Genomic DNA, 10,522 nt, shown 5'->3' on the forward strand with positions numbered 1-10,522 from the left:
GTGCCTGGGGTCTGCAGTTTCAATTGAAACTGCGGACCACCCAGGACGGGCACCGAGCCGTCCGGGCGGGTGCTGGGTGTCGGGGGGTGTGCAAATTCAATGGAAATTGGATGTCCGATTTTCATTGAATTTGCGGATCCGGGGTCAGGTGTTCTGGAGGGGGAAGCCGGCGAGGCCCTTCCAGGCGAGGGTGGACATCAGGCCGACCGCCTCGTCCCGGGAGATCGTTCCGCGCGCGTCGAGCCAGTCGCGCGCGGTCACCTGGGCCAGGCCGACCAGGCCGACCGCCAGCAGGCGGGCGCGCTCGGCGTCGAGCCCGGCATCCGCCGTCACCGCCTCGGTGATCGCGTCGATGCAGCCGTGCAGAGCGCTCTCGACGGACTTCTCCACCGCCGGCTCGCCGCGCAGGTCGGACTCGAACACCAGCCGGAACGCCTGGTCCTCGCCCGCCACGAACTCGTACAGCGCGCCGATCGCCGCCCGCACCCGGAGCTTGTTGTCCGAGGTGGACGCGATGGCCTCGCGGACGCGGCGCACCAGCTCGTTGCCGTGCACGTCCAGAAGCGCCAGGTAGAGCTCGAGCTTGCCGGGGAAGTGCTGGTAGAGGACGGGCTTGCTGACGCCCGCGCGTTCGGCGATGTCGTCCATCGCCGCCGCGTGGTAGCCGTTGTGCACGAACACGTGCTGGGCAGCTTCGAGCAGCTGCGCGCGGCGTGCGTCGCGGGGCAACCGGACACCTCGGCCAGGTTGCGCGGTCTCGGTCATCCTCGCCTCCACCCGATTCCTTCCAAAAGCGCGCTCGGCGGCCGTTGGCGACCTCCGGTGCGCACTGACTCTACTCGTCGGTAGGCCCAGGTGGCGAAATCCGGTGGTCGAGGGGCCATCATGCTGTAGTTGTGACCACCACTACACCTACTGTTGCGGTTCCCGGACGAGACCAGCTCGGCCGACGGGAGCTGACGCGGGTGCCGCTGGTAGCCGAGGGCGTTCCTCCGGTCGACCTCGCGGCCAAACCTCCGCCCGGGCAGCACGTCGACGTCGCCACCGGCTGGGGGCCGGTGCGGCTGCACGTGCGGGAGACGCCCGGACCAGCGGTGACCGCTGAGACCGCAGTGCACCTGCACGGCCTGGCCGGATCCTCGACGAACTGGACCGACCTCGCCGCCGTGCTCTCGGTGAAGTTGCGCAGCATCGCGGTCGACCTACCCGGATTCGGCCACACCGAACCACCGCGGGGGTTCCCGTGCACCCGCCAGGCCAACGCCGAAGCGGTGATCGGCCTGCTGGAGCAGCTGCCCGCCCCGGTGCACCTGTCCGGCAACTCCTTCGGCGCGGCGGTGGCCGTCGAGGTGGCGGGGCAGCGCCCCGACCTGATCGCCACGCTGACCTTGATCTCCCCGGCCATGCCCGACCTGCGGCTGGATCCCCGGCGGGTCTCCGATCCGCGGATCGCGCTGGCGATGGTGCCGGTGATCGGGGCGCGGACGCGTCGGCAGCTGGCCGCCGTGACGCCGGCCGAGCGGACCGAGCAGCTGATGCGGCTGTGCTTCGCCGATCCGGACGTCGTACCGCCGCACCGCTTCGCCGAGGCGGTCGCGGAGTTCGAGGAGCGCGACGGACTGCCCTGGGCCGGACCGGCGCTGGGGCGGACCACGGTGGAGCTGCTGCGTTCCTGGCTGGTGCCGCCGGCGCGCTCGTTGTGGCGGCTGCTGCCGGAGATCGGCGCGCCGACGCTCGTGGTGTGGGGTGCGCAAGACCGGGTCGTCTCGGTCCGGAAGGCGCCGCGCACCGCGCTGCTGATTCCACGCGGAAAGCTGCTCGTACTACCACGAACGGGTCATGTAGCGCAGATGGAGCGGCCACGGATCGTCGCGCGGGCGGTGCTCGGCCTGGTGGAGTCGGACAACTGGTGATGATCGGATTGGGCCGGTCCGGGTGGGCGTCGTCCCCCCGGTCACCCGCAGTGGCCGGTGTGACCTGGGGTGCCGGATGGGCTGTGGCACGCTAATGTGCGTGACCCGCCCGCCGCAGCGACCTCGTCAATCCGCGAACGACCGCCGACCGGCAGGTCGTGCTCGCGCGAGAGTGAACGCGGGCGAGAAGCGGGGGGAGCCGCTGGCGGCGTCCTGGAACCCGACCGCCGAGCCGTCCGAACCCGAGATCGTCGACGACGCCGAGGAGTTCGAGGACGAGCCGCGCCCGCGACCGCGCCGGAAGAAGCGCGCCGGAGTGGTGTCCCGGTACGGCTGGCGGGTCTACGCCGTGCCGCTGCTGGTCGTGATCAGCGCGCTCGCGGTGTTCCAGACCGTGCGCCCTACCGACGGCGGTGCCACCACCGACCAGGCCGGGACCGCTTCGGACACCCCGGAGCAGCCGGTCGTCACCGAAGCCGCCCCGGGGCAGAAGTTCGACCCGAACCTGTTCTCCGCCGACCTACCGCCGGGCGGCAAGATCCCGGAGACCGGCGCGCGCACCTTCCAGGTGCTGCCCGGCAGCTCGCCCGTGATCGGCCACGGGCAGCTGTACCGCTACACCGTCGAGGTCGAGGTCGGCGTGGAACTGGCCGACCCCAACGCCGACTTCGGCAACCTGGTGCAGACGACGCTGTCCGACCCGCGCAGCTGGACCAACCCGCAGGGCGCCACCGGGGACGGGCCGATCTCGCTGCAGCGGGTCGACGCGGGCGGCGAGAGCCCCGACTTCCGGGTGATCCTGGTCAGCCAGCAGACCGCGCGCGAGGCCTGCGACTACAGCAACGGCGTGCCCTACGACAGCTCGTGCCGCAAGGGCGAGATGGTCTACCTCAACGCGGCCCGCTGGGTGCGCGGCGCGGTGTCGTTCCAGGGCGACATCGGGGACTACCGCCGCTACGCGATCAACCACGAGGTCGGGCACGTCTTCGGCAACAAGCACGTCGGCTGCCCGACGCAGGGCGGCCTGGCGCCGGTGATGATGCAGCAGAGCTTCAGCGTCTCGAACAACGAGCTGCACGAGCTGAACAAGATCGCCGACCAGGGCACCCAGATCCCGTCCGACGGATTCGTCTGCAAGCCGAACGCCTGGCCGTTCCCGACCGGCTGATACCAGTCGCGGTTTTCGGGCGGGTTGCGTCTCGGAGTGTGGGAGTAGTTTGGGTTGCGGAAGGGCATCGGGGAGTCTTGCGTTGCAGATTCCGTGAGGCCCCGTTCGGGCGCTTCCGGGGACGCTTGAGGTGCCGCCCGCGTGCTCGTGCGCAGGTGGTGCCGACCATTGAGGAGGAGCTGGGAATGTCCGGCGCAACGTCGCTGCCGCCGCTGGTCGAACCGGCGGCTGAGCTGACCAAGGAAGAGGTCGCGCGCTACAGCCGCCACCTGATCATCCCGGACGTCGGGATGGACGGGCAGAAGCGGCTGAAGAACGCCAAGGTGCTGGTGGTCGGCGCCGGTGGCCTGGGCAGCCCGGCGCTGCTGTACCTGGCCGCGGCCGGGGTGGGCACGCTCGGCATCGTCGAGTTCGACGAGGTCGACGAGTCCAACCTGCACCGCCAGGTCATCCACGGGCAGTCCGACCTCGGGCGGCCGAAGGCCGAGTCCGCGCGCGACTCGATCGCCGAGGTCAACCCGTTCGTCAAGGTGAACCTGCACCAGGTGCACCTGAGCTCGGACAACGCCCTCGACATCTTCCGCGACTACGACCTGATCCTGGACGGCACGGACAACTTCGCCACCCGGTACCTGGTCAACGACGCCGCGGTGCTGGCGGGCAAGCCGTACGTGTGGGGCTCGATCTTCCGCTTCGAGGGCCAGGCCAGCGTGTTCTGGGACCAGTACGGTCCGAACTACCGCGACCTGTACCCCGAGCCGCCGCCGCCCGGCATGGTGCCGTCGTGCGCCGAGGGCGGTGTGCTCGGCGTGCTGTGCGCCTCCATCGGCTCGATCATGGTCAACGAGGCGATCAAGCTGATCACCGGTATCGGTGAGACGCTGCTCGGGCGCCTGATGATCTACGACGCGCTGGAGATGAACTACCGCACCGTCAAGATCCGCAAGGACCCCAACGCCACGCCGATCACCGAGCTGATCGACTACGAGGCGTTCTGCGGCGTGGTCTCCTCCGACGCGCAGGAAGCCGCGGCGAAGAGCACGATCACCCCGGGCGAGCTGAAGTCGATGTTCGACAACGGCGAGAAGTTCGAGCTGATCGACGTCCGGGAGCCGCACGAGTACGAGATCGTCAAGATCGAGGGCTCGAAGCTGATCCCGAAGGACCGGATCCTCTCCGGCGAGGCGCTCGCGGAGCTGCCGCAGGACCGCAAGATCGTCCTGCACTGCAAGTCCGGCGCCCGTTCGGCGGAAGCGCTGGCCGCGCTGCACAAGGCGGGCTTCGCGGACGCGGTCCACGTCGGCGGCGGCGTGCTGGGCTGGGCCAACGAGGTCGACCCCAGCCTCCCGACCTACTGATCCACTGCGACGACAGCGGGCCGACGGGCGCTCCGGCGCTCGTCGGCCCGCTGTCGTTCTGCACCGCCGCGCAGAAGGACCACCGGAGACAGTTTTCGGCGTGATGTATTCGCGGGGTTCGGAGTGCCTGCTGCGGATTTGGCGATCATCGTTGTAGCGTCTGGCTCGTGAGTCCTACGCCGGAGCCGCCACCGCCGCACGTGCGCGCGGCATTCGGTGCGCGCGTCGAAGATCCCGAGTCGCTGGAGGGCGCAGTCGCCTGGCGGTGCGGGGACATCGTGCTGAAGCCCGCCGCGAACACCGCCGAGGCCGCTTGGGTCGCGCAGACCCTCGACCTGCTCGAACCGGACGAGGTCCGGGTGTCCCGCCCGGTGCGGTCCACCGACGGCCGCTGGGTGGTGTCCGGGTGGTCGGCCAGCCGGAACATCGACGGGCGGGCGGAGCCGCGGCACGACGACGTGGTGGCCATGTCGCTGCGCCTGCACGCGGCCAGCCGGTTCCTGGCCCGGCCGCGGTTCTTGGAGGCGCGCCAGGACATCTACGCGCTTGCCGACCGGATGGCTTGGGGCGAGGTGGAGTACTCGCTGCCCGAGGAGAAGGGCGGTCGGCTCTACGACGTGCTCGCCGGTTCGCGGCGCGAGGTGCAGCTGGGACCGCAGGTGGTGCACGGCGACCTGTTCGGGAACGTGCTGTTCACCGACGACGCGGCGCCCGGCATCATCGACTTCAACCCGTACTGGCGGCCCGCGGAGTGGGCGGCGGCGGTCGTGGTGATCGACGCGCTGGCCTGGGGCGGCGCGGACGCGGCGATCGTGGAGCGCTGGTCGCACCTGACCGACTGGCCGCAGGCGCTGCTGCGCGCGTTGCTGTTCCGCTTGGCGGTGCACGCGCTGCACCCGCGCTCGTCCGCGCAGACCCTGACCGGTCTGGAGCGCGCTTCGCAGATGGTCCTCGAAGTGCTCTAGTCGCCTTCACCGCTGGACCGTTCGGGTGTGAGGATGGGGCTGTGAGCGAGGACCAGCCGCTGCGCGGTTTCACGGTGGGCGTGACGGCCGAGCGCAAGGCCGAGGAGATCGGGGCGCTGTTCACCCGGCGGGGAGCGCGGGTGCTGTTCGGCGCGGCGATGCACACGGTGCCGCTGCCCGAGGACGGCGAACTGGCCGCGGCGACCGAGGCGGTGCTGGCCGGGCCGGTCGACTACGTCGTGGCGATCACCGGGGTCGGGTTCCGGGGCTGGTTCGAAGCTGCTGAGCAGGCCGGCGCCGGTGAGCGGTTGCTGGAACACCTGCGTTCGGCCGAAGTGCTGGCGCGGGGCGCGAAAGCCCGTGGTGCGGTGCGGGGTTCCGGCCTGGTGGAGTCCTACACCTCGCCGTCGGAGGAGTCCGGCGAGGTGCTGGCGCACCTGCTCGAACGGGACCTCGCGGGCAAGCGGATCGTGCTGCAGGTGCACGGTGATCCGATGCTCTCGTTCCGCGCCGCGTTGCGCGAGGCGGGCGCCGAGGTGGTGCCGGTGACGGTCTACCGCTGGACGGACCCGGTGGACTTGGACGCGCTGGACGCCCTGATCGACGCGGTCCTGCGCGGCGAGGTGGACGCGCTGCCGTTCACCAGCGCGCCGGCGGCGACCAACTTCCTGGCCCGCGCGGACCGCACCGGCCGGGGCGAGGAGCTGCGGAAAGCCTTGCGGGACGGGGTTTTCATCGCTTGCGTCGGACCGGTGACGGCGGCGCCGATCGCAGCGGCGGGACTGCCGCACGCGATGCCGGAGCGCTCCCGCACGGCCGCCCTGGTCCGCCTCGTGGCCGACGAACTCCCGGAGCGCGCACCCCGATCGTCCTAAGTGGATGGTCCGGGCGGCGGTCAGCGGGGCTGATCGATGATCCGCTCGACTGCTCTCATCAGTCGATCCCCGGCCTGGTCGATGCTTCCGTTCTGCGCGCTGACCTGCGCGCCTTCCAGCAGGAAGGTGATCTCGGCGGCGGCCTGCTCGGGATCGGGCAGTTCCGCCGCAGCGCACATGCCGGTCAGCCTGCGGGTCTGGCGGGCCTTGTGCTCCTCGATCACCTGCCGTGCGGGGTGGGAGCGGTCGGGCAGTTCGGCGATGGAGTTGATGAACGAGCAGCCGCGGTGCGAGATCGCCGGCAATCCCTCGACGATGAAGCGGGCCAGGGCGAGGATCTGCTCCCGGGGTCGGTCGGGGTGGTCGCTCTCGGCCCGGTCGAAGGCGGCCTGGTAGTCGGCGGCGACGATCCGCAGCCACTCCGCGACCAGCGCGTCCTTGGTCTCGAAGTGCCGGTAGATCGCCATCTTGGTGGTCTCGGCCCGTTCGGCGATCGCCTGGACGCTGACCCGCTGGATCCCCTCGTCCTGGAAGAGCTCTTCCGCCGCGTCGAGGATGCGCTCGCGGGGTGGCAGTTTCGCCACCCTGCCCGGCCTGCTGGCGGTCGATGCCATGTGACTGCTCCGTGGCGGTTGGCGGGCTGCTCGTCCGCTGCTACGGTACCAGCTCGTTCCATGTGATACCGATTGGTATCGTCCGATACTTGATGGTCTCGACTGGGAGTGATGGTGAGAGTTGCCGAGTACGTGGACTTCGACGCGGTCGGGCTCGCGGAGCTGGTGGCCGCGGGCGAGGTGTCGGCCGCCGAGCTGGAGGAAGCCGCTCGCGAGGCCGCGCGGGCGGTCGATCCGCAGATCAACGCCATCGTGGAGACCTGGCCGACCGATCGCGGGCCCAGCTCCGGCAGGTTGGCCGGGGTCCCGTTCTTGATCAAGGACATCGGGGTCTCGATGGCCGGGAGGCGGATGGAGCTGGGCAGTCGGCTCGCGGCCGACAACGTCGCTGCCGCGGACTCCGCCTTGATGCGCCGCTTCCGCCGTGCTGGTCTGGTGACCTTCGGGCGCACCTCGACACCGGAGATGGCTTACAGCAACACGACGGAGCCAGTGCTGCACGGCGCGACCCGCAACCCGTGGGACCTGGCGCGCAGCGCGGGTGGGTCCAGCGGGGGTGCGGGCGCGGCGGTCGCCGCCGGGGTGGTCCCGATCGCCCACGCCACCGATGCCGCCGGCTCGATCCGAGTTCCTGCCGCCCACAACGGTCTTTTCGGGTTGAAGCCCACCCGCGGCCGGGTCTCCGCGGGCCCCGACTTCGACGAAGTCTTCAACGGACTGGCCGTGCAAGGCAGCCTCAGCCGCACGGTCCGCGACAGCGCGGTGCTGCTCGACCAGATCCGCGGCCCGGAACCGGGTGACCCCTACTTCGCGCAGGAACCGTCCCGGCCGTACGCGGAGGAAGTCACTCGCCCGCCGGGCTCGCTGCGGATCGGCGTCCTCGCCCATGCCTGGGGCGGACACCGCACTGCTGCACCGGTGGCCGACGCCCTCTCCCGCACCGTGCGCCTGCTCGAATCCCTCGGCCACCACGTGGCGGAGGTCGAGGTCGACCTCGGGGTCGATTGGGAGGAATTCGTCCTGGCCAGCGCCCGTCAGTGGACGGCGAACCTCGCGGCCTCGATCGACGAGCTGGCGGCCGCCTTCGACCGGCCCATCGACTCCTCGACCCTCGAGGCGCCCGTGCTCGCCAGCTACCACTTCGGAAAGCGGGTCAGCGGCACCGAGTTCGTCACCGCCCTCGAGGTCCGGAACCGGATTTCCCGGAGCATGGCGAGCTACTTCGACGCCCACGACCTGCTGCTCACCCCGACCGTGCCGGAGCTGCCCGTGCCTTTGGGCACCCACGCCGAGGGCGCGGAGGCGTTGGACGGCCTCGGTTGGATCCGCCGCCTCTTCGACATCTCGCCGTTCACCGCGGCGTTCAACGTCACCGGCATGCCCGCCATGTCCGTGCCGGTGACGGCCGACGTCGAGACGGGGCTGCCGATCGGCATGCAGTTCGCCGCCGGTTACGGGCTCGAAGGCCGCCTCTTCCGCCTCGCCGGACAACTCGAGCAGGCAAGTCCGTGGGCGGGCCGAATTCCCGCGGTGTGGGCGGGAAACCCGATTTCTCAGGCGCCCCAGCGGTAGCGGCGCATGTTGATGCGGGCCCCGTCGGCGAGGACGCCCTCGGCGCGGAGGAGTTCCAGCTGGCGGTGCTGGAGGTGTTCGGCGACCGTGCCGTTGGAACGCAGGACCCGGTGCCACGGCAGGTCGGCGCTGTCCTCGGCGAGGATGCGGCCCACGATGCGCGCCGAGCGCAGTCCCGCGATCTCGGCGATGTCGCCGTAGGAGAGCACCGACCCGGGCGGGATCGACGCCACGATCGCCCGCACCTGCTCCACGGTCTCCTCGTTCACGAATCCGAAGCTACCGCACAGCACCGTCCGGCTGAGGTTTTCCATCCTCGTTTTGCGTGGCGGTGCGGGTGGCGGAACCTCAGCGCCCTCGTCGCGCGGTGCCGGTCGTGCTTCGCGGTCGCAGGCTAGACAGGATGAAAAAGGCTCACTGCGCTGAGTCGTACGGGGCGGCTGTGGCCGGTGCGGCGAACGGCCCGTTCGTCCCGGTGGGAGTGGCGAACGGGCCGTTCGCTCGGGCTCAGCCCTGGAATCCGGCGACGATCTTGGTGAACTCCCACGGCTGCTGGTCGATGCCGCTGCAGGCGTCGGCGCCGCCGCCTCCCTCGCAGGAGCGGTCCCGGTTGAGCGACCAGAAGGTGAACCGGCCGAGGTTCTTCTCCTTGGCGTAGTCGGCCATCTTCTGGTAATCGGCCGGGGTGACGGTCTCGCCGGTGTCGGTCTTGCCGTTCATCGACGAGATGCCGGCGTGCGAGTACGCCTCCTCGTCGGTGTAGCCGAAGGCGGTCTTGAGCTGCTCCTTCAGCGCCTCTGTGGAGGTGATGGTGTCGGCCGCCATGTCGGTGCCGCCGAAGTTGAACGGCATCTGCGTCCACACGTCGACGTTCGCGCCGATCTCCGCGGCCTTGCCGATCAGCCGCTTGCCCGAGTCGTTCGGGCCGTCGATCAGCGTCGGGAAGGTGATCACCGTCTGCAGGCCGGGGTTGGCCTCCTTGACGGTCTTCAGCGCCTCCAGGACCCGGTCCTGCACCTCCGGGGTGTCGAACTCGGTGGCCTCGATGTCGATGTCGATGGCCTTCAGCCCGTAGGCGTCGATCAGCTTCTGGTAGGCGCCGGCCAGCGACTGCGCGTCCTGGCAGGCCTCGCCGAGCTTGTTGCCCGCCCAGCCGCCGATGGACGGGATGACGTCGCCGCCACCGGCGCGGACCTCGTCGATGACGGCCTTCTCCGGCCCGTCGAGCGGGCGGTTGCCGTCCCAGGCGGGGTTGCAGGTGCCGTCGGAGAGGATGAACGCCAGCGTGAAGTCCTTGATGCCGGTGGCGCTCATCACCTCGCCGACCGCGGGCGGGTTGCCCCAGCCGTTGTAGAGGTAGGGCGAGGCGGCGGCCGGGGAGGCGGCCTCGGGGCGGGCGTCGGTGGCTTCAGCGCTGAGCGCGGGAACGGCGCCGAGGGTCAGCGCCGCTGCCGCCGCCGCACCGGTAAGCAGGCTCTTGCGGACCTTGCTCACGATTTCCTCCTTCGGGGAGCGGAATGGGGCTCGGGGGAGAGATTTCGCAGGTCACGGGCGGGGAACCCGTGTTGATCCGAAACCATGCCAGAGGAAAAAATTGGTTTGTACCACCAAAAGGTGGTCTTGAATTCACATTCAATTGGCGTTAAACGCGCGCGATGTTTCCGTGGAAAACGCAGGTGAACCGGGCTCGCACGAATACACGTGGGGGAGGGGCGCGGCGGTTCAGCACGGTCCCGGAACCGGGTACGCGGAGACCCTTGATCGACCGCCCCACCTGCGGCGGGATCGGGCCGGCGAACCGCGAGCCCTTCGCGACCTTGTCGCCGACGCGTGGTTCCATCGACGGGTGCCATCCCCGACCGCGCCCGTGCTCGTGCGCCGTGCTGAACCAGCTCGGCGGCGCACCACTTGGGACGCGGCCGGGCAGCGCGCGCTGGCGCACACCTCCGGCTTCCTGCGCGTGCTCGGCGGCCCCGGGACCGGCAAGAGCACGCTCATCGCGGAGCTGGCCGCCGACCGGATCCGCAACCGCGACGTGTCGCCGGAGAAGGCTGCTG

At 70.3% G+C, this 10,522-nt stretch carries 11 protein-coding genes; 7 read left to right on the top strand and 4 right to left on the bottom strand.

Annotated elements, in window-relative coordinates:
* Nucleotides 1–144: 144 nt before the first annotated feature.
* A complete protein-coding gene (locus ABTZ89_RS28890; RefSeq protein WP_270948790.1) occupies nt 145–765 on the bottom strand; it encodes a TetR/AcrR family transcriptional regulator in 621 nt (206 codons plus the stop codon).
* Nucleotides 766–965: 200 nt separating this feature from the next.
* On the opposite strand from ABTZ89_RS28890, the gene ABTZ89_RS28895 reads away from it, so the two are divergent.
* The 5 genes from ABTZ89_RS28895 (at nt 966) to ABTZ89_RS28915 (ending at nt 6,279) form a co-directional block, all read left to right on the top strand.
* Nucleotides 966–1,913, top strand: coding sequence for an alpha/beta fold hydrolase (locus ABTZ89_RS28895; protein ID WP_351050516.1), 948 nt, complete (start codon nt 966–968; stop codon nt 1,911–1,913).
* Between the two features lie 172 nt (nt 1,914–2,085).
* Complete coding sequence (locus tag ABTZ89_RS28900) at nt 2,086–3,081, top strand: DUF3152 domain-containing protein (protein WP_351050519.1); 996 nt, start codon at nt 2,086–2,088, stop codon at nt 3,079–3,081.
* A gap of 185 nt (nt 3,082–3,266) precedes the next feature.
* The gene (gene moeZ, locus ABTZ89_RS28905; RefSeq protein WP_270950279.1) at nt 3,267–4,439 is read left to right on the top strand and encodes an adenylyltransferase/sulfurtransferase MoeZ; all 1,173 of its coding nucleotides are present in this window, start codon (nt 3,267–3,269) and stop codon (nt 4,437–4,439) included.
* A 167-nt stretch (nt 4,440–4,606) separates the two neighbouring features.
* A complete protein-coding gene (locus ABTZ89_RS28910) occupies nt 4,607–5,404 on the top strand; it encodes a TIGR02569 family protein (RefSeq protein WP_270950278.1) in 798 nt (265 codons plus the stop codon).
* 41 nt (nt 5,405–5,445) lie between these two features.
* On the top strand, nt 5,446–6,279 hold the full coding sequence (locus tag ABTZ89_RS28915) for a uroporphyrinogen-III synthase (RefSeq protein ID WP_270950277.1): 834 nt from the start codon (nt 5,446–5,448) through the stop codon (nt 6,277–6,279).
* A gap of 20 nt (nt 6,280–6,299) precedes the next feature.
* Here the strand turns inward: ABTZ89_RS28915 and ABTZ89_RS28920 are convergent, their stop codons facing one another.
* Complete coding sequence (locus ABTZ89_RS28920) at nt 6,300–6,893, bottom strand: TetR/AcrR family transcriptional regulator (protein ID WP_351050524.1); 594 nt, start codon at nt 6,891–6,893, stop codon at nt 6,300–6,302.
* Between the two features lie 111 nt (nt 6,894–7,004).
* Between ABTZ89_RS28920 and ABTZ89_RS28925 the strand changes: the two genes are divergently transcribed.
* On the top strand, nt 7,005–8,465 hold the full coding sequence (locus ABTZ89_RS28925) for an amidase (RefSeq protein WP_351050527.1): 1,461 nt from the start codon (nt 7,005–7,007) through the stop codon (nt 8,463–8,465).
* Here ABTZ89_RS28925 and ABTZ89_RS28930 read toward each other — a convergent pair.
* Both ABTZ89_RS28930 and ABTZ89_RS28935 read right to left on the bottom strand, forming a co-directional pair.
* Nucleotides 8,447–8,734 carry an MGMT family protein gene (locus tag ABTZ89_RS28930; RefSeq protein WP_270950274.1) on the bottom strand — a complete coding sequence of 96 codons (288 nt, stop codon included), beginning with the start codon at nt 8,732–8,734 and terminating at the stop codon, nt 8,447–8,449. The two genes, ABTZ89_RS28925 and ABTZ89_RS28930, sit on opposite strands and share 19 nt — an antisense overlap.
* 238 nt (nt 8,735–8,972) lie before the next feature.
* Entirely contained in the window at nt 8,973–9,959 is a 987-nt protein-coding gene (locus tag ABTZ89_RS28935) for a chitinase (protein WP_270950273.1), read from the bottom strand.
* A gap of 352 nt (nt 9,960–10,311) precedes the next feature.
* Between ABTZ89_RS28935 and ABTZ89_RS28940 the strand changes: the two genes are divergently transcribed.
* Nucleotides 10,312–10,522 (top strand): UvrD-helicase domain-containing protein (locus tag ABTZ89_RS28940; protein ID WP_351050532.1); only part of this gene is annotated, 211 nt, incomplete at its 3' end.

This window comes from Saccharopolyspora sp. NPDC002686 (genome assembly GCF_040295745.1).
GTDB lineage: Bacteria > Actinomycetota > Actinomycetes > Mycobacteriales > Pseudonocardiaceae > Saccharopolyspora > Saccharopolyspora oryzae.